Origin of the sequence: Citrobacter sp. Ct235 (assembly GCF_030332305.1) — a bacterium.
GTDB lineage: Bacteria > Pseudomonadota > Gammaproteobacteria > Enterobacterales > Enterobacteriaceae > Citrobacter_A > Citrobacter_A telavivensis.
Genome location: NZ_JAOWIC010000036.1, coordinates 80,988 through 99,594, shown reverse-complemented (window position 1 = coordinate 99,594; position 18,607 = coordinate 80,988). Strand labels below are relative to the sequence as shown.

Sequence of the window (18,607 nt, the reverse complement as noted above, 5' to 3'; positions counted from 1 at the left end):
CCGACATAGTTGAACCCTGTCAAAAATGGGATACTGAATCGTACGATTTTAACAGACACCTCTGCGTCATTTAAGGTGGCTTAAAGAGCGGAGCCCATGAGCGGTAAGCGTTATTCTTGAAGGTTTCTTAGTCTATGACTACATTTTGTGTTCAAGGCCACGTGCAATTATTTTAATTGAAAAAAAATACTCGATGTAAAATAAAATGGTTCCATCCTGTTATATTACATCGAGCTATATATAATTTTTCAAAAATCGCGTTATCAAATTATGTTATTTTGAATTAAGAAACCCCGCCATGGAATGGAATATCCACCACCATGTGAACAATAAATGTCAGTAAAGCAACGATAGTACTGGACTGCCCCCGCGACAGTGGACAAATTTTGTCCTCACGACGAGGCCAGTTCGAAGTCCTCCGGACTGACGCCGCCGGGGTGACTGTGGTGCCGGGCCCGGGTTGTAGAATACTTCAATGTCATCGAAGATATCCGCCTGGGCCAGATCCCGGGTTTTGTATATTCTCTTCCTGATGCGTTCTTTTTTCAGCAAACTGAAGAGTGATTCGACCACCGCATTGACGCTCCCAGGTCAAGAGCTAACGATTTGCATGTGCGAGGTCCGATAAAATCAGTGGATAGCGCTCACGGACGATATAGCGCTTTAGACATCTCAGGATCTCTTTGGTCGATAGCCCTTCACGGGGCCGTCTGTCTACATATATTTTTGTTCGCGGATCGCTGCTTTGGGCATTGTCGTCATCTTATTTTACCTCGCCGCGGCGTATAAACTCATCAGCACAAAGTCAGGATGCCAGTGCAGTCACATGGCGTAGTCAGATGAAAGAACCCTTGCCTGGATATAAAGAAAATTAGCGAAAATGGTTGCCCGTTGCCACCCTGTTTCACGGGCATCTGATAAGCAAGCCGTTCAAAAATGTAATACACCGTTAAAAAGTGTTAAGCATTACTCTTGTTCTTATCGGTAAAATATGGTCCACCTGTTCCCTAAAGGCAATAGTGTGAGTGCGAGAATATTAAAATTTTATTGAGATTTTTCCTAACATTTTGCGAGATAATAATCAGTATTTTCCATATCCCCAGGGTTATCTTATTGACTTCCTGGTCATTGTTGCAAATGAAAATACCGCTTGTTAGAATGCCAATCAATATCTGTAGAGTCCTTTGACAAAAACCATTGATGGTGTTTTTGCATTTTATCTCTTATAACCTGACCATATTTCTCCAGCGGAAGAAGTAAGTGTCTGACTTTATAAATTGAAACACCACACAGATCGGCAAGCTCCCTGGTCGACAGGCCTTGAGTACTGCGATCTTTTAATAGATTGAGAATAAAAACTTGTTCCGGACCCCTGATCATCGCCAGGTCACTTATTCCCATTTCCGCCGCTAACATCTGCAGATTGTCATGAGGTACGTTGTAGCCTGGATGTGCTGCACCCGGGTTATATGAACACAGCGAGAGTTTCATTACGGACTCCTGGATTTTGAAGGTGTTAGCAGTATGCGTTCTCCTGTGTCAACCAGCAACATTAGCTTGAAATGAATGTAAATTCAGGATTTTTATCTAACATTTACGCCGTTTTATTAAAAGAAAGCTGTGTGTTAGAGAAAAGCAAGGTTTAGGGTGGAGATGAACATGAGGTTCGACATTGAGGGATTTATCACTTTTGACACCGAGGATGCGTCTCTCGTAAACCTGTTGACTGGGGATTGCGTTGAATTATCCCAAACCTCTACGCGCCTGCTGGCAGAATTGCTCAATCACCACGGCGATATCCTTTCGAGAAATGAAATCTTTCAGGCCGTTTTTGATAAATACGGTGCCAGAGCGTCAAATAGTAATCTAAATCAATATATCTCAACATTGCGTAGAAACCTGAATGATCTGGGCGTCGAAAAAGAAATCATCGTCACGGTTCCCCGTATTGGTTTCAAAATAGCGGAAGATGCCATTATCAATAACGATCGTGAGTATCGAACCCCATTTCTCGAAGAAAAGGAGCCTGAGCCGCAACCCGTTGAACCGCAAAAAAACGGTTTTAAGCGGTTTACCCGCATTATCGCCCTGGCAATCGCCTTCCTCCTTCTCATAATAAATCCCGAGTCATTCAGGGCCGACACCGATATACAAAAAATGGTTAAGGGCCAGTGCGTCATTTTTATGCCCTCTTCACTCTCGTTGCGAGAGGTGACAAAAAGTTTTGACTTTGTCCCGCAACCGTTCGATTGCTCACAGCAAAAGGAGTTGTACATTTACAAGCAGCAGGTAAAAGGTGCCCTGGGCGATACTGTACAATTGCTCCTGATCAAATGTGATAAAGACAGTTGCATGAGTTTTTATTACAGAGAAAAAAATAATGCCTAAACAAGCCATCTTGCTTTTGAGCTGTGTCGGTCTCTTATTGATCGGCACCGTTTACTGTTTAACCCGGGTTCCGGTTTTCTCTTGCGAGTCACAGTTTTCTGTCATTCAGAGTATCAACGGTGACAACATTCGGGCCGAGGGGTTAATTTTTGTTCACATGACGGACGAGCAACTTCTTGTCAATATTGATGGCCTTCTCACACATAATGAAAAAAAGTATTTAATCTCGCGAACGCTTAAAATGAAATATGAAACGTACAATGCCAATGCGAATCTGTATAAGATAATGAGTGTCAAAACCATACATGATAATACTGACAATGTTGATGATGAGATTGCTAATAGTTTGTTATTTGGTAAAGGCCCGAACGATAAAATAATTTTTCTAAAAAAACTCAATAAAAATGTCATACTATTTGGTAACCACGCATTCCCGCAATATGGTTGCAAACGAGATTAATTTGCGTGGTTTTCTTTCATGAAGCACAGCGAAAGTTAAATTGCTCATTATATGAATATAAAATTAATAGAATCACTGGCTTGCATCTCAAAAATAATAGACATGATTAACCCCAGGCTTAACCTGCATCATGTCAGAACGGCATTTATCGCCTGGCACCTGGCCCGTGAGTCCCGGTTCACGCCGGCACAGTGCAGGAAAACCCTGCTGGCGGCCCTGCTTCATGATATTGGAGGGTTGAACGAAGAGTCACGTCTTCAGCCCCTCAGCTATTACGACAATGAACTCAATAACCACGCGGCCGTCGGCGCTGAATTACTGGCCAGTGTCCCTTTACTGACCCCGTTAAGTCCCATTGTTCGCTATCACCACACCCACTGGGATAATGGGAAGGGTGACCATGTTAACGGTGAAAAAGTGCCCAAAGAGAGCCATGTTGTTTATCTGGCGGATCGTCTGGATGTTTTAATCGCCCATTACCGCTCCAGCGATATAATATCGGTAAAAGATGAGATTATTAATATAATTGTTGGCGGCGAACACATCCTGTATAACCCCGAATTTATCAACGCATTCAGAAAAATAGCAAACTGCGAGCACTTCTGGTTAAAAATTAAATCCACAGAGTTCGATGATTACATCCAGGACATCCCCCGCATCCATAACGACTCCATCTCTTTGCATAACTTTCGCGATATCGCCACCATGCTGGCGTTTATTATTGATGGGTTCAGCCAGAACGGCGTCCAGCACTCTCTGGTCGTCGGTCGTATATCCGGTTTTCTGGCCAGAGAAATGGGGATTCCCCCGGTCCGGTGTCTGAAAATCGAAATAGGTGGCCTGCTGCACAACCTGACGTCTCTGGCGCTGTGTGCCGCGCCAGCACATACCGGGGAAGAGAATGCCGTCTGGGATGAACTCTATCCTATTGAAGCCATTCGGGATATTTCCCGCTGGTGCCAGATCCAGAAGACGGTGATTGCACAAGCCGCGCATCCTCCGGAGGTGAAGATTCTGAAAGCCAGCATCTGGCTGGCGTCATTGCTGCAGGGCGTCACGCTGTCGTCAGAATTTAAAGCGCGCGTTGGAGAAACCGCAGAAATCGCCCCCGAACTGGCGGGCATTGTGCGACAAAATTGTGGGGCGTTATTGCAGATCTTTCAGGAGTCCGTCAAAGAGCGACGCGCCCTGGTTCAGAGAATAAACCAACTCAGCCTGTCCTGAACCGCGAGACGTCGTTCTCGCGATTTCCCCTTCTCAGGCGGACAAACCGCCGTCCAGCACCAGCATCTGACCGGTGAGGTAACTACTCCCTTCTCCAGCCAGAAATGCGACCGCGCGGGCAACATCCTGCGTCCGCCCGAGACGGCGCAGAGGAATATTCTGCCGCATCGCTTTTAATCGGGCTTCCGGAATAGCCTGAACCATTTCACCTTCAATCAATCCCGGTGCCAGACAGTTAACCCGAATACCAAAGCGCCCCACTTCCCGCGCCAGTGAATGCGTCAGCCCAATCATCGCTGCCTTGCTGGCCGCATAAGCCGTCTGTCCACTGTTGCCTTTAATAGCCGTCACGGACGACATAAACACAATCGAACCGTTGCCCTGGGTCATCATGGCGGGCAGCAGGATACGATTCCAGTTGACCACCGCGACCAGATTATTTCCCAGCACCTCCTGCCAGTCGCGTGCTTTCTGGTGGATGTGCAGCGCATCATTAGTCATGCCAGCGTTATGGATGATGGCGGCGGGCGCGCCATGCACGTCAAGCAGCGACGTGGCTAACTGCGCAACGCTGGCTTCGTCGCTGCCGTCACAGCGAAATCCTTTTACCCAGGTCGATGTACTCTGGCTTTTCGCGATGTCCAGCGTGTGGGCGATACCGACCTCGTTACGACCAGTAAAGACAATGTTCCATTCGGGCAGCAGGTGACTCACGAGCGCCTGGCCGATTCCCCGGCTGCCGCCAGTAATGAGCATCCATTTCTTTGCCATATCAATCCGCCATTTCCTGCGCAATGCGCTGGCTGAGTTCGCGAAGCGTCATGGTTGGATTTTTCATAAACATTTCGGGGTTAAGCGTGACGTTAAATTCACGCTTCGCCAGCACCATCAGCTCAACATAGTCGAGACTGTCCAGTTCCAGTTCAGGCAGCGTCGTCTCTGGCGTCAACGCCTCCGGCGTCAGGTCTTTTGCGTCGCAGATCATTTCACTGATTTTGTCGTAGATCATTTCATGCTGGCTCATTCGATTTTCCTTTTGTCAGCGCGCCGACTTTAAGCGTCACGGCATTGCTAATGTAGTGATGTTGATAACAGGTTCGCGCGGCGATTCGCACCACCACCGCGCCACTCGCAAGATCGCCAACCACCAGGGCGGGCAATGTGTCGATTTCAAGGTTTTCCGGTAGCGACTCTGCTTGCCAGGGAGCCAGCAGATGGCTGTCGAAAATGACTTCCTGATGGGTTTGCACGACAGGAAAGTGAGAAAACAGCGCATCCAGCGTCCGACACGTCGGCAAAATGGCGGCAATGGCCTGCTGGCGTAACAGCGCGGTATCCTGAAGAAGATGACGAAACAGCAAAGCATCGAGAAAGTGCCATTGCTGAGCATCGGGAAGCAACGGCATGAACGTCTGATGCAGCGCGGCTAGCGCCGCTGTATCCAGCACCCGCCGGCTTTCTCCATCGGCCAACGGCAGGTGTTTTTCCGGTGTAAGCTGGCAGGAAAGGCAGGCCTCTTCGGCAGAAAACTCGCGCACCGATGCCGCAACACGTTTATTCACATCGCGCGTCAGGCGATAGGCGGTATCCCGCCACAGCGGTCGGCGCAAACGCACGGTACATTTCAGAAACGGGGCGTCATCAACCGGCGGGCTGATAAACCGTTTTACGTCCAGTAAGGCGCGCATGCCATGCACGCTGAGCCCGCTTCCCCCCTGCGCTTTTACCCACGCCTCGTCAAAATGCACCGGGTTGTAATCGCCCGAAAACGCGGCCCAGCGTCGGGCATCCTGTTGACCGTAATGAAGGGGCATCATACGTGCTTCTCCAGAACCAGCGCCGCATTCGCGCCACCAAAGCCGAAGCTCAGATTCAGCGTGCGACGGACATTGCCCGCCCGATGGCCTTCAACCACATAATCCAGATCGCAGCATTCATCCGCCTGCTGGAAATTGGCCGTTGCGGGGATAATGCCGTTGGCGATCGCCTGCAGACAGACGATGCTCTCGAAGGTGCCCGCCGCGGAGATTAAGTGCCCGGAGTACGATTTCGTGCTGGAAACCGGAATAGACCACACTGCGTCCCCCAGCGCCATTTTCAGCGACTGCGTTTCATTGATATCGTTCAGCGGCGTCGAGGTGCCGTGGGCGTTAATGTAGTCGAGTTGATCCGGCTCCAGCGCCGCCTGTTGCAACGCGTGGGTAATGGTTTGTACGCGGGCCAGACAGTCTTCCGCCGGCGAGGTGAAATCCCACGCGTCAGAGAAATTGGCGTAGCCCGTAATCTCGCCGAGAATCGTCGCGCCGCGTGCCAGCGCCCCTTCGCGCTCTTCCAGGCACAGCACCGCCGCCCCTTCCGACAATACAAAGCCGCTACGATGGGCGCTAAACGGACAGCTGGCGCGCTGCGGATCCGACGCCTCCTTACTCAGTGCACCCAGCACGTCAATGTTCCACACCGCGCAGTGGCTGGTGAGAGACTCTCCGGCACCGGCCAGCATCATCTTCGCCCTGCCGCTGCGGATCACCTCGTAAGCGTCGCCAATGGCGATCGTCCCCGTCGCGCAGGCGGCAATCACAGTGTTCTGATAGCCATTGAGTCCCCAGTACTGGCTGCAGGCCGCGGTGGTGACGCTGGGCATCGAGTAGAAACAGTTAAACGGCGAGGCGACGCCCGTGGTCGCAAACTCACTTTGCGCGTCGTAGCTTTCGTCCAGCCCCGCCCAGCCGGTCCCCATGATCACGCCGCAGTCGAGCGTGCTGTAGTACTCCTGCGGCGGCCTGACGCCAAAAGCCATCGTCATCGCCTGACGCGCCGCGCCGACGGTCAGCCGGGCAAAGCGCGGCAGCCGACGGCGAATAACCGCGGGAATACCTGCCAGGCTCGGTTCGTTATCCACCAGCCCGAGAAAATGGGTTTTGATATTCAGCGCCGTTTTATCGACGTAGCGATAGCCCAGGCGGTTATCCATCATCGCCAGCCAGCTCTCATCAGCCGTTGCGCCAAGTGGGGTCACGGCGCCATACCCGGTAACGACGACCCGCTTAAATTCATTATTCAGCTTCATGTTGCATCATCCTGTATTGCGTTTCGCCACCCCCTTGTGCCAGCCAGAGCTGCAACGTGGCGTAGAGGTAGTCGTATTGGGTTTGTGCGAGGGAGTTCTCTAACGTCAACAGATCGTCCTGCGCGTTCAACAACGTCTGAAAATCCACGGCGCCCGCGCGATAGCGGCTTTCCGTCAGGGTTAAACGCCGCTGGCTGAGGACCAGCGACTGGTGAAGTCGCGCGCGTTGTTCATCGGCGCTCAGGCGGTTCTCCATTGCCTCATCCACTTCTGCGAGCGCCGCATAGGCCGTCGAGCGAAAGGTTATCGCCGCCTGTTTTACCGCGAGATCCGCCTGCTTCACGGTGAGTTGTTGGGTATTCCACTGGATAAACGGCAGCGTCAGCGCGCCGCCAATCGAGCGGATCGGGTCGCTGAACCATTGACTGAAGATCTGGCTGCCGGCATTCAGCGAGGCATCAAGAGAAAGTGCGGGATAAAACTGCAGTCGCGAGGCGTCGTAACCGGCAAGCGCCGCACGCAGACGCGACTCTGCCGCCTGAATGTCAGGCCGCTGCGCGATCACCCGCAGCGGTGTTTTTTGCGCGATCGGCACCTGCTGGTTGGCATCCAGCGCGGGCGATTCATCGGCATGCTGTTCCGCCGGTCTGTTGAGCAACAGCGCCAGCGCATTGCGCGTGTTCTGGCGCTGCTGAACCAGCGTTCGCCACTGATTCTCTCGTTCCAGCAGGGACTGCTGCGACTGCAACACATCGAGCTGGCCAACCTTCCCGGCGTTAAACCATGACTGCACCTGCTGCACGGTTTGCTGCGAGATAGCCAGACCGTCACGCTGATTGCGAATCTGTTGGTTATACAGCGCGATACGCCAGTAAAGCTGGGCGGTAGTGCCCATCGTGGTAAGTACCGTCGCATGGTAATCCTGCTCGCTCGCCACCGCTTCCCATTCGCTTTGTTCACGGGTTCGCGCCAGCTTTCCCCACAGATCCAGTTCCCAGGCGATGGTGATGCCGCTGCTGTAGCTTTCCTGCGACGATGTCCCACGGCGCACGTTTTTGCTGTTACTGGCGGATCCGCTAACCGCCACGTCGGGTGTCATATTGGTGTCGGTTAACCCCGCAGCAACGCGCGCCTGCTGCACGGTGATCGCCGCCGCAGCGAGATCGTTATTGCTTTCCAGCACCTGTTCAATCACCCGCGATAGCCGGGGATCGCCAAAGCGCTGCCAGCCATATTCCGACACCGTGTCGGTTGCAGGTTGCCACCGTGTGGGCAATGACAACAGCGGCCGCTGGTAGTCGCTGCGGGTCAGCGAGCTACAACCAGCCAGCAATAAGAACACGGGTAACAAAAGGAGTCTTTTCATTCGCGAGCCAGCGCCTCGGTCGGATTGAGGCGAGCCGCTCTGCGCGCCGGAAAATAGCCAAACGTCAGACCGATCAGGGCAGAAAACCCACAGGCCATCAGCACCGGGAACGCGGTGAATACCATCGAGAACGCATCGGTCGCAAAGGCGAAAAGATGCCCCGCCACCCACGATCCCAAAACCCCCAGCAGGCCGCCGAGGGCGCAGATCATCACTGCCTCAATCAGAAACTGGTTCATGATGTCCGAGGGACGCGCGCCAACCGATAAGCGGATGCCAATCTCATGGGTCCGTTCGGTCACTGATACCAGCATGATGTTCATCACCCCGACGCCGCCCACCAGCAAGGAGATCGCCGCAATGGCGGTGATCAACAGCGACAGGGAGTCAGAGGTTTTTTGCAGCGCGTTTGCCAGCTGATCGTCGGTCTGGATAAAAAAATCTTTTCGGCCATGTTCCCGCAACAGATGACGCTCCGCTCGTTGCGCTGCCTCATGCGGTTCCAGCGGCGGTTGAAAACGCAGAATCAACGATTCCAGCGGCTTTTCGCCAGTGAGCCGCTGCTGTAATGACGTATGCGGAACCCAGGCAGTCATAAATCCACCCACCACTTTCGGACCGGGTCGCGTCGCCACGCCGATTACCCGCCACGGCGCGCCGCCAATCTGGACTATCTCATCAAGCGGATTTTCACCACCGGGGAACAGCGTATCGCGCCCGGTCTCATCAAGAATCAACACCGGTTCGCCTTCCGCGACGTCGCGCGCGGTAAAACCATTTCCCTGCACAAAACGCAGCCCTTGCAGAGCAAAAAAGTCCTGAGAAACGCCGGAGAGCATCATGGAGGAGTCGAGCCCCTTGCGTACCGCGAGCGTTGTGCTGCTGACCACCGGCGAGACGCCCATGATCCACGGCTGCGTCTGCAAACTGCGCACATCGTCCATCGACAGCGCACGCTCCATGTCCGGGCGCTTACTGCCCCACCCCGTACCGGGATGGATCTCCAGCGTGGTACTTCCCAGCTTGCCAATCTCGCTCATGATCGCCTGCCGTGCGCCTTCACCTACCGCCATCGACGACACCACCGACGCAATGCCGATGATGATCCCCAGCATGGAGAGAAACGCGCGCATCCGGTGTCCGAGCAGCGAACGCCAGGCCATGCGGACCGACTCACGAAGACGGCGCCCCAACGAGGCGCGCCCGTTATCCTGCTTCGGCAGCGCACTTGGTCGGCGGGCGGCGGCGTGCTGAACATCGCTAATTATCCGCCCGTCGCTGATTTCAATAATTCGCTGCGCCTGTCGGGCGACGTCGCGATCGTGGGTGACGATGATGACCGTGTGCCCCACCGCATGTAGCTGGTGCAGCACGTCCATCAACGCTTTGCCGCTGACGCTGTCGAGCGCACCGGTAGGTTCATCCGCCAGAATGATATGCGCACCGTTGATCAGCGCCCGACAGATGCTCACGCGCTGCTGCTGCCCGCCCGAAAGCTGGGCAGGACGATGCTGGAGCCGGTTTTCCAGGCCGAGCTGGCCCGCAAGCCGCTGGGTGCGCACTTTACGCTCGGCTTCCGACATCGCGGTGTACAGCGCGGGAATGGCGATGTTCTCTTCCGCCGTCAGATACGGCATCAGGTGATAGCGCTGGAAAATAAACCCCAGATAGCGGCTGCGCAGATCGGCCAGGTGCAGACTGTCAGCGTCATGCACCGGCGTACCGTTGATCAACACCTCACCGGAAGAAGGCTTGTCCAGACAGCCGATGATGTTCATCAGCGTGGATTTCCCCGAACCAGAGGCGCCCACAATCGCCACCATCTCACCGCCGTGGATGGTCAGCGAAATATCGCTCAGTACCGCAAGCGTTTCGCTCCCCGCGCTGAATGTCCGGCAAACCTGGCGTAAGACGATAATCGGTTCCATCCGCTACCCTCGCACCGTGTCCTGCGCCAGCACCACGCGATCGCCAGCCTGCAATCCCTCCAGCACCTCGGCGTACTGCCGATCGTTGATCCCGATGCGGATCGTGCTGGTGCGCGTTTTTCCGTCTTCAACGGTGGTGATGGTGTATCGCTCGGTGTCCAGCGCCTGCCCGAGCGCGGCGACCGGCACGCGCAAGACGTTTTTTGCTTCGGCGGTCTGAATAAAGACCTGCGCCGTCATCGACGTTTTGAGCTCGCGCTCGGCGTTAGGCACTTCAAAGGTGCCAGTGTAGTACACCGCCATCGCCTGTTGATTGCCGCCCATTCCGCCTTCGCCGGGCGCTTCCAGCGCTTCCTGCGGCGCTGGCTGCACGAAGCCCATCGTACCGGTGTAGCGTTTATCCGGGTTGGCGATGACGTAGAAACGCAGCGGCTGACCGGGGCGGATTTTTTGCACGTCGGCTTCAGAGATGCGCGTTTGCACCTGCATGGTATCGAGATCCGCCAGCACCAGAATGGTCGGTGCCGTTTGCGAGGAGACGATGGTTTGCCCTTCACGGGTGACAATGCCCAGCACTTCGCCATCGATAGGCGCCACAATGCGGGTATAGCTGAGGTTGGCCTGCGCCGTTTTCACCGCCATCTCCGCCTGCACAATCTGCGCGTCGCTCACGTCAATTTGCTGCACCTGCGCATCGTATTGCGCTCTGGCCTGTTCATATTCACTACGTACGCCGGAGCCATCGCGCAGCATCATGCTCTGGCGGTTCAGCTCCTGGCGATAACGTAACAGCGTCGCCTGCGCCGACAGCTTTTGCGCTTTGGCGCTGGCCAGCTGTGCGCGCGTGTTGTTCAGATCTGACTCCTGCAAAGTGGGGTCAATTTCCGCCAGCAGTTGCCCTTTCTGGACCTTCTCGCCCTGGCGCACGTACAGCTTGCGCAGTTGTCCGTTGACCTGCGCGCCGACGTTAACCTGCACCGCCGGTTTCAGAACCCCCGTCACCAGCACCACCTTTTCGATATCGCCAGTGCCAATGGTCTCCAGCGGTAAATTCTCCTGCGGCGAGGTCGAGGCCATCGTCACCCACGTCCCACCGACCGCAACGGCCAGCGCCAGGCCGCAGCCGATCGGCAACCAACGGGATTTCAGCGTCATACGTTGACCTCCAGCGGGCTGAGTTTGCCTTCAGTGAGTTGATAAACCCGCTGGAACCGCGACAGAATCGCGTCGCTGTGGGTGACCACAATCAGTGACTTACCGGCTTTCTGGCAATGCGCGTGAATCGTCTCCGTCACAATGGCTGCCGTGTCGTCATCAAGATTGGCGGTCGGTTCGTCGAGCAACAAAATCGGACGCGAGCTGTACAGCGCGCGCGCCAGCAATAACCGCTGACGTTGACCGAGCGAAAGCGCCGCATGGCTTTCACGGATCAGGGCGTCGATACCGCCCGGTAATCCACGCACCACCTCACCCAGCGCGAGGGATTCCAGCAGCGCCTCAATCCGCCCACGGTCACGTTCACGGTAGTGCGCATCGAACAGGGTGATGTTTTCGCGAACCGAGGCATTAAACAAAATATCCTCCTGACTTTGCAGGCAGACAAACTGCGCCAGTTGCTGCGCCGGGAGCGCCGTCTCGGCGGCATAACAGCCTCCCGCCTGAGGAGAAAACAGTCCGGCAATCAGCCGCAGTAAGGTGCTCTTACCTGCGCCGGATTCACCGACAATCGCAATCTGCTCGCCCGCGCGCAGCGACAGCGAAACCGACGACAGCACCGGTCTTGCAGGATCGTAGCCGTAACACAGCGACTCAAACGTCAGGTCCGGCACCGTATCGGCGGGAGGTTGTGCCGCCAGCGGTGCGGGTGCGTCTTCGTCTCGCGGCGCAAACAGCGCATGGGCGCGGGTGTCTATCACATTCAATTGAGATTTCTGAATGATGGCGTAGAAAATCCGCGTAACGTAGGAGGTGAATATTTGCCGCAGGAAGCTGTAGGCAAAAAAATCGCCCAGAGAGATCAGTTTGTTGTGCACCATCGGCAGGACCACCAGCATGAACACCACCATCTCCAGACTCCCGGTGAGCTGATACAACCCCTCTTTCACCTGCTGATAGACCTTCTGGCGTTGCAGACACGAAAACAGATCGCGGCTGAAGTTGGCAAACTGCCCCTGACGCTGACCTTCCAGTCCGGCGGTTTTGACGGTCAAAATGCCCTGAATGGTCTCCATGAAAAAATCGTTCAGGGTGGCGCTTTTCAACTGCAGTTGCTGGGTGAACCAGCGGTCGCGGATCACCGCCCAGACGCTGATGATCCCCATCACCGTGACGCCGACGGCGGAGATCGCCGCCAGCACGGGCGCAATCCAGAACATGACAGCCAGTGCGATCGCGCAGATCACCCAGTCGGAGCGCAGGCCGTTATCCAGTTCAATTTTTTGCAGCAGGCCAATCTGCCAGGCCGTGAAGCGGCTGAAGATCTCCCCCGGTGCCCTTTTTTCGAAAAAGCGCAGCGGGTTGCGGAGCAGGCGGGAAAATCCCACGCCGCTGTGGATCAGCACAAAGCGTTTGATAAAGCGTTCGCTAACGACCCGCACACCGAGCGCCATCAGTGAAGAGGCGACAAACGCCAGGATAAACCAGCCGTAGGGGAAGCTGCTGCTTTCCACGCTGGAGAAGGCCTGGTTGATGGCGCTGCTTACCATCGTCGGCATCAGAAACAGCGTTAGCGAGACGAGAAAGGTCAACAGCATCAGCCGATAGATCCCCGGCACCGCAGCGGTCTCCTGCATACTCATCGCCCGCGGCGCACTCTGCGCTGTTGTCGGCAACGGTAAATCAGGGTCGGCGGCTGACGCTTGCTCAGCTTCGACAATCAGGGCATAGCCGCTGATCTCCTGCTTAAGCGCGGCAAACGGCAGCCACTGCTCGCCAATCGCCGGATTCATCACGCAGACGTGGTTGCCTTTGCGCCAGGCCAGCAGGACATAGTGGCTCGCGCCGTAATGCAAAATGGCCGGCAGCGGCAGACTGCTCAGCTCATCGTGCTCAAACAGCACCGGCGTCGTGGCTATGCCCAGTCGCGCCAGGATGCTCATCAGCGTATCCAGCGAGGTACCGTGATCGGACGCCGGAAACAGCTCGCGCAATGTTGCCAGCGAAACGGGCTGCCCCTGCGTCTGCGCCAGCATCGCCACGCACGCCAGTCCGCATTCGTTGGTCTCTTCCTGAAAGATCAGATTCGGGATCGTGGTTGTCATTTTTATCATCAATGATTAATAAAGAAGAGAGAATGGCTGTGCCAAAGGAGCCACTCCTGCGGATGTTCACGCAGAGTGGATTCAATAATGCCGGGCAGCGCGTGGGCGACGTTCTGGCTGCTCACCGGTGGATGAATGTGGATGCGCAGGCCGTTGTCATAACTGAGGTGATAAAACACCACCTGCGCCGCAATCACCCCGGAGAGGCGAACCACGCCATTGTGTAACTTCGCGCTGCGACCGAATAAACGACACGGCTATTTCGCTGCCAGCGCCCCTTCGGCCTGTAAGGTGTAGTCCGGCGAAATATCGGGAAAAATAATCATGTTCTGCTGCCCGGCGGCGACATCGGTGATGAGTCCCATCAGGCTGCCGGCCAGCGTTTTGTTCTGCTGATGAATAGAGCAGTAGGAAAGGTCGATACCGCCAAGCGCGCGAGTCTGCGCGTTATAAAGTTCAGCGCTGGAAGAGACCACCACGCTGGCTTTGCCTGGCGTGACGCAGGCACCGACCATCGCCGCCAGTACGTCCGACACCGTATGTAACGGTGCCAGAATGTAAGGTATGTTCTGCTGATGCAGTGGTGCGACAACCGCGTCGAGTTCAGACGCGCAGGCGCGGATCTGCCGTAACAGCTCTGGGTTTTGTCCCCAGGTCGCGGCTTCTTCCAGCAGGCGGCGACGCACGGCAACCCAGGCCGCGTCCACCCGACCGGTTTGCCCGATCAGGCAACGGGCGTTTTCGTTTGCCACGGCATTGCGTAAACGGAATGGACGCCCCAGCAACCGTAGCGCGCAAAGTCCTTTCGCCACGGTCAGCAACGCAGGCAGCGGCAGATAACGCACCATTTTTCGCAGCAGAAGTAGCCTTCCCTGAGAAAAATCACGTTTCGCGTTATACAGCCATCCCGTGCTGTTTTTAAAACTAAACACGCTCCAGATAATAAAAAATCTGACCACCGGGGTTATTTATCCTCTTTCAGCAATTGCAGCATGCGCTGCGCAAATTGAGGAAATTCACTGTCCTGGGCCACCACATAGCGTTTATTGATAATAAACATCGGCGTCGCGTTAATGTCATAGTGTGCGGTAATGGCCGCCATCGTGCTGAGACGGTTTTTTACCGCGTCACTCTGGCGCAGGGTTTTAAATTTATCCGCATCAATCTTGTTTTTTTCCAGCCAGGCATTCAGTACCTTCTCATCGGTGAGATCGACATTGCGCGTAATAACGGCGTTATAGGCGCTGTCGCGAACGTTCTTTTCAATCCCCATCTCTTCCAGCGTGGCAAAAATCGGGGCGTAAGCGGCAAGGCCGCTGTTCTCACTGGTAATATGGATCGAGGTAAACGAACTTCCCGGCGGCAGCGTGCGAGAAAATTCCGCCAGATTCTCTTCGTTTGCCGCACAATAATGGCAACCGTAAGACATCACTTCGATAATACTGCGCGCTTCTTTGATCGGACTATTCGCAATTTGCTCTGCGCTGACTTCACGAAAAGCCTGCGTTTGCGAGCTATCCGTGGCAAACGTATTAAAGACAAAAAGGTGATAGCAAAGCACCGTTATCAGCGAAGAGATAACGATCAGAAACAGTGAATAGCTAATAATGGTGATACGTTTAAATTGGGTCGCCATAGTATTCTCGCAGTGGAAAAATAAACCTGGAGGCGCGGGTACCTCCAGGCTATAGCCAATTAGAAGCGGTTCGGAATCCCACCACACTTGCTGGCATTTGCATCTTTCATTGACGTGGTGCTACCGTGCTTATCCGTGCAGGTTGTCAGTTCCTTACAGGAGGTCACACCACCAACGGTGACGTTCTGATACGTTGTTTCGCAGGTTTTACAGGTTCCGCCCACAACGTTAGCCACTTCGATTGCAGTTAATTTTTTCATCTCTGTTTTCCTTACTTAGGGTTTAATGTAGTGCAATCATTTGCACCGATAGTTCGGCGAATGCTACTGCCGAAAAGACTTTTACGGGTCACGGCATAATTCCCTTGAACACCGTAAATAACGCAATGTTGTTTCTGATATTCAGTCGCTTCATTAAGTGCCGCTTGATATAGCTCAGGCGTCGGACATCGATATTTACCTCGCAGGAAATCTGCGACAGCGATTTTCCTTTGAATATCTCTTCCATCAGCCACCATTCATTACCGGAAATCGTATAATTCACTTCCCGGCGGTGCAGTCTTCTGCGCGTGTAATTCACCAATGAATAGCTAAAGCAGCATCCCTGACGTCGTTGATCCAATAATTCCTGAAAAAAAGGGGTGGTATTGGCGAGATTCTCGCTTTTCAATAACCAATGGGCGTTTGGCAAGAGCGCATAAAGCGTGAAAAATAGCGGCATGTTGTGCTCGCTTAATAAAATGATCAGATTCTTATTTTCACGCTGATAGAAATTATTCATGAGTTGCAGCGCACGAATCCGCTCCCGCGGCAGGCTGTCCAGATCGCACAGGATCCACAGGCAGCAGTCATCATTAACGCGAGTCTGTAACTGCCTGATAAGCTGCGTGTAGTCATCCGTTAAGGAATATAAAACGTCCGTCTGCTCCGCGAGCAAACTGGCAATGACCGTTTTTATTCCTTGCGAAAAAAAGAGATCTTTATTGTAAAGAAAACACCGATACTCCATGCCTCAATTCCCTGTTGATGACGTTACTGATAGTTCAATGTGTAATTTGCCGTGGCGGTAAAGGGGCCGGTGGTCAGGGTGCCGTTTGCTAAGGCAGCAGGTTCGGCTTCAACAAACGCCTGGAAGTTAAGCCGCAAAACGGTGTCGCCGATCGCGGTCGGACGGGTCGCCACATTCAGACGCACGGGCGTATCGTCCTCTTCCAGCAGGCCAACCCCGACGCCACCCGCATTGCCCGGTGACGTCGCGCTGATCGCCAGTCGCTCCGCCAGATTGCCATTGGCAGCCCCGCTGAACGTTACCGTCACAGAATTAAAGACGTTTGGCGTGCAATCCTCTAATTTGATCGTGAACGGAACAGGTACTGTTTTGCCGTTGATATACAATGACTTTGTCGATATGTTTCCGAAATCGACCGGCACCCGTTCTGACTCGGGCGCAATGCTGCACGGGTAAGCCATCACTACGCCGTTGAAACTGAGATCGCCGCCAATCAACTCCCCCAATGCCCATACCGGGGCCGGAGCGAACGTCGTCAATAAACAGGCAAAGATCATTGTTATGCGATGCATATTCCCTCCTTACTGGAATTCAGCCACAACCGTTGCAGATGCATGGAACTCGCCTTCCGGAATGACTGAGGTGACGTATTTCGCCACCGGTGCGGCAGTCAGGTTCCAGTCGCCTTCGTTATTGGCAAACCCCGGTACGTTATAGAAGGTGTTCGGCGCCACCGGGTTACCCTGACGGTCACGCAGCGCAATACCCAGTTCGGAACGATCCGTTGTTCCTTGCGTACTCAGGTATTTGCCGTCATCAAACGCCGGATTGGCCTGCTGGATCCCTAATTTGATATTCAGTGCGCCCTGAGCAAAACTGCCGCCCTCGCACTTCACATGAATCGGCACGTTTTGGCTGTAGTTGGTGCCGTTCAGCCGACTGCCGTTCCCCGGAATATTGCCGAAGTCGACGACGATCGGCGTTCCCTGATTGACGATGCATTTATCCGGTACGGTGATGACGCCTGAGGCAATGGTGACGCGCGACAGCGGGGTTTGCCCCATGGCCCCCGGCCCCAGACGGCCAAAGAGTTTGGCGATTTCAGAGCCTTGCAGGTTCACCCCGTTGATAATCGGTTTGGTGATCATAAAGGTCACCCGCCCCCTCGCACCGGAAGCGAATTGGTTTTGCAGAATGGTGCTGGGGACGTTACAGAAGTTCTGATCGGCGCCGTTTGAGACGTTCTCGAACGGCACGGTTTTATAGTCTTGCAGATTACCACCGATGTAGATCTCAATTTTGACGTCCATATAGTCGTTGAGCTTGAGGTAACCCGGCGTCATGCCGGACTGCGTTAACGTCGCTTGCGCCATGAAAAATACCGGCTGATTACTCATCGGCTGTGAGCAGTAAGCGCGCCCCTGGAACATCCCGGCCAGGTCGAATTCATCGGTAACCGTTGCGCCCATCTGGTTGTTGGTAATGTCATGATTAGAAATATTAATCAGATAGTCGTAGGTGCCGTTCACCGGTTCAATTTCACCGTCCACCACGGACCACGCCGCGCCCGGCAAGCCGAGCGTGCTGAGTGCCAGTAAAACCGGCAATTTGCGGCGGAACAGGCCTGACAGTTTCATTACAAGTACTCCATCTTCAGGCGAACCAGGCTGCTAAAGTCGCCCGCGCTCACATGCAAACCGGTGGATTCCAGCGCCGCCATAAAATTCAGCTCACTGTCACCGGAATTCACCAGCCAGGGAGCATGGGTCTGGCCGACATCCAGCGCATTCCCGTCCTTATCGAGCAGGCGCACGCCCGCGCCCTGAGTCGTACCGTGGGCGCGTAACAGCTGTCCGTTATTGTGGTCGGACTCGCCGACAAACGTCAGTTGCACCGCCTGCTCCCCGGTGCTGTAAGCCCGCCAGTCATTCCCGGTGGTTCTGGAAGCCAGACTCCCTCGCGACTGCGACGCCCCTTTCAGGCAGTCCTTCAGGTGCAACTTGAAGCGCACCGGCTCGCTGCGATCGCCCGCCTGACGAAAATGCTGCGCGCTGATCTCGCCCATCTCGACGTCCTGAATGCGCCCTTGTGTCATCAGTACGCAGGGAGAAGCAAACACAGAACCGTGAAACCGGACAATGCCGCTATCTTCGCTGACATGTTCCTGAGCGTTATGTTGTGGCTGCGCCGGCACATCCGCCCCGCACTGAAACGCCACGCCCATCGCGAGGAGGGCCACAGTGGATAAAGGATTTTGCATTGTCAGGTTC

The 18,607-nt window shown here is 54.6% G+C and carries 18 protein-coding genes and 3 pseudogenes; 3 read left to right on the top strand and 18 right to left on the bottom strand.

All coding sequences use genetic code 11. The annotated features are described in order from the left end of the window. Nucleotides 1-392: 392 nt before the first annotated feature. The 3 genes and pseudogenes from OGY35_RS03570 to OGY35_RS03565 all read right to left on the bottom strand — a co-directional run. Nucleotides 393-579 (bottom strand): annotated as a pseudogene (locus OGY35_RS03570) (IS3 family transposase); the annotation flags it as partial. A gap of 19 nt (nucleotides 580-598) precedes the next feature. Next, a pseudogene (locus tag OGY35_RS24530) lies at nucleotides 599-742 on the bottom strand (IS110 family RNA-guided transposase); the annotation flags it as partial. A 383-nt stretch (nucleotides 743-1,125) separates the two neighbouring features. Next, complete coding sequence (locus tag OGY35_RS03565; protein WP_152401605.1) at nucleotides 1,126-1,491, bottom strand: FaeA/PapI family transcriptional regulator; 366 nt, start codon at nucleotides 1,489-1,491, stop codon at nucleotides 1,126-1,128. A gap of 168 nt (nucleotides 1,492-1,659) precedes the next feature. Here OGY35_RS03565 and OGY35_RS03560 point away from each other — a divergent pair, with 168 nt between their 5' ends. From OGY35_RS03560 to OGY35_RS03550, 3 genes are read left to right on the top strand one after another with little or no spacing between them, the layout of a single operon-like run. Continuing rightward, nucleotides 1,660-2,388 (top strand): winged helix-turn-helix domain-containing protein, encoded by a 729-nt coding sequence (locus tag OGY35_RS03560; protein ID WP_286631436.1) that lies wholly within the window; start codon nucleotides 1,660-1,662, stop codon nucleotides 2,386-2,388. Continuing rightward, nucleotides 2,381-2,848: a FidL-like protein gene (locus OGY35_RS03555; protein ID WP_152401601.1), complete on the top strand. Its 468-nt coding sequence runs from the start codon at nucleotides 2,381-2,383 to the stop codon at nucleotides 2,846-2,848. Before OGY35_RS03560 ends, OGY35_RS03555 begins: the two co-directional genes overlap by 8 nt. Before the next feature lie 51 nt (nucleotides 2,849-2,899). Next, nucleotides 2,900-4,072: an HD domain-containing protein gene (locus tag OGY35_RS03550; protein WP_178823925.1), complete on the top strand. Its 1,173-nt coding sequence runs from the start codon at nucleotides 2,900-2,902 to the stop codon at nucleotides 4,070-4,072. Nucleotides 4,073-4,105: 33 nt separating this feature from the next. Here the strand turns inward: OGY35_RS03550 and OGY35_RS03545 are convergent, their stop codons facing one another. The 15 genes and pseudogenes from OGY35_RS03545 to OGY35_RS03475 form a co-directional block, all read right to left on the bottom strand. Further along, on the bottom strand, nucleotides 4,106-4,843 hold the full coding sequence (locus tag OGY35_RS03545; protein ID WP_286631434.1) for an SDR family oxidoreductase: 738 nt from the start codon (nucleotides 4,841-4,843) through the stop codon (nucleotides 4,106-4,108). 1 nt (nucleotide 4,844) lies between these two features. Then, nucleotides 4,845-5,096, bottom strand: a complete 252-nt coding sequence (locus OGY35_RS03540; RefSeq protein ID WP_152401597.1) for an acyl carrier protein — start codon at nucleotides 5,094-5,096, stop codon at nucleotides 4,845-4,847. Then, nucleotides 5,083-5,889 carry a hotdog family protein gene (locus OGY35_RS03535; protein WP_286631433.1) on the bottom strand — a complete coding sequence of 269 codons (807 nt, stop codon included), beginning with the start codon at nucleotides 5,887-5,889 and terminating at the stop codon, nucleotides 5,083-5,085. Before OGY35_RS03535 ends, OGY35_RS03540 begins: the two co-directional genes overlap by 14 nt. Beyond that, the gene (locus OGY35_RS03530) at nucleotides 5,886-7,139 is read right to left on the bottom strand and encodes a beta-ketoacyl-[acyl-carrier-protein] synthase family protein (protein WP_286631432.1); all 1,254 of its coding nucleotides are present in this window, start codon (nucleotides 7,137-7,139) and stop codon (nucleotides 5,886-5,888) included. The genes OGY35_RS03535 and OGY35_RS03530 overlap by 4 nt, the downstream gene beginning before the upstream one ends. Then, the gene (locus OGY35_RS03525; RefSeq protein WP_286631431.1) at nucleotides 7,126-8,505 is read right to left on the bottom strand and encodes a TolC family protein; all 1,380 of its coding nucleotides are present in this window, start codon (nucleotides 8,503-8,505) and stop codon (nucleotides 7,126-7,128) included. Before OGY35_RS03525 ends, OGY35_RS03530 begins: the two co-directional genes overlap by 14 nt. Then, on the bottom strand, nucleotides 8,502-10,433 hold the full coding sequence (locus OGY35_RS03520; RefSeq protein ID WP_286631430.1) for an ABC transporter permease: 1,932 nt from the start codon (nucleotides 10,431-10,433) through the stop codon (nucleotides 8,502-8,504). Before OGY35_RS03520 ends, OGY35_RS03525 begins: the two co-directional genes overlap by 4 nt. A gap of 3 nt (nucleotides 10,434-10,436) precedes the next feature. Beyond that, complete coding sequence (locus OGY35_RS03515; protein WP_286631429.1) at nucleotides 10,437-11,588, bottom strand: efflux RND transporter periplasmic adaptor subunit; 1,152 nt, start codon at nucleotides 11,586-11,588, stop codon at nucleotides 10,437-10,439. After that, the gene (locus tag OGY35_RS03510) at nucleotides 11,585-13,693 is read right to left on the bottom strand and encodes a peptidase domain-containing ABC transporter (RefSeq protein WP_286631428.1); all 2,109 of its coding nucleotides are present in this window, start codon (nucleotides 13,691-13,693) and stop codon (nucleotides 11,585-11,587) included. The genes OGY35_RS03515 and OGY35_RS03510 overlap by 4 nt, the downstream gene beginning before the upstream one ends. An 8-nt stretch (nucleotides 13,694-13,701) precedes the next feature. Then, a pseudogene (locus OGY35_RS03505) lies at nucleotides 13,702-14,652 on the bottom strand (ABC transporter). A 5-nt stretch (nucleotides 14,653-14,657) separates the two neighbouring features. Then, nucleotides 14,658-15,329: a DsbA family protein gene (locus OGY35_RS03500; RefSeq protein WP_152401579.1), complete on the bottom strand. Its 672-nt coding sequence runs from the start codon at nucleotides 15,327-15,329 to the stop codon at nucleotides 14,658-14,660. A 59-nt stretch (nucleotides 15,330-15,388) separates the two neighbouring features. Then, the gene (locus OGY35_RS03495; RefSeq protein WP_152401577.1) at nucleotides 15,389-15,589 is read right to left on the bottom strand and encodes a DUF4762 family protein; all 201 of its coding nucleotides are present in this window, start codon (nucleotides 15,587-15,589) and stop codon (nucleotides 15,389-15,391) included. A gap of 88 nt (nucleotides 15,590-15,677) precedes the next feature. Further along, entirely contained in the window at nucleotides 15,678-16,109 is a 432-nt protein-coding gene (locus OGY35_RS03490) for a helix-turn-helix domain-containing protein (RefSeq protein WP_286631427.1), read from the bottom strand. A 251-nt stretch (nucleotides 16,110-16,360) separates the two neighbouring features. After that, on the bottom strand, nucleotides 16,361-16,909 hold the full coding sequence (locus tag OGY35_RS03485; protein ID WP_286631426.1) for a fimbrial protein: 549 nt from the start codon (nucleotides 16,907-16,909) through the stop codon (nucleotides 16,361-16,363). A 9-nt stretch (nucleotides 16,910-16,918) separates the two neighbouring features. After that, nucleotides 16,919-17,974 (bottom strand): fimbrial protein, encoded by a 1,056-nt coding sequence (locus OGY35_RS03480; protein ID WP_152401571.1) that lies wholly within the window; start codon nucleotides 17,972-17,974, stop codon nucleotides 16,919-16,921. Next, nucleotides 17,974-18,597, bottom strand: coding sequence for a fimbrial protein (locus tag OGY35_RS03475; RefSeq protein WP_286631425.1), 624 nt, complete (start codon nucleotides 18,595-18,597; stop codon nucleotides 17,974-17,976). The genes OGY35_RS03480 and OGY35_RS03475 overlap by 1 nt, the downstream gene beginning before the upstream one ends. Nucleotides 18,598-18,607: the final 10 nt, after the last annotated feature.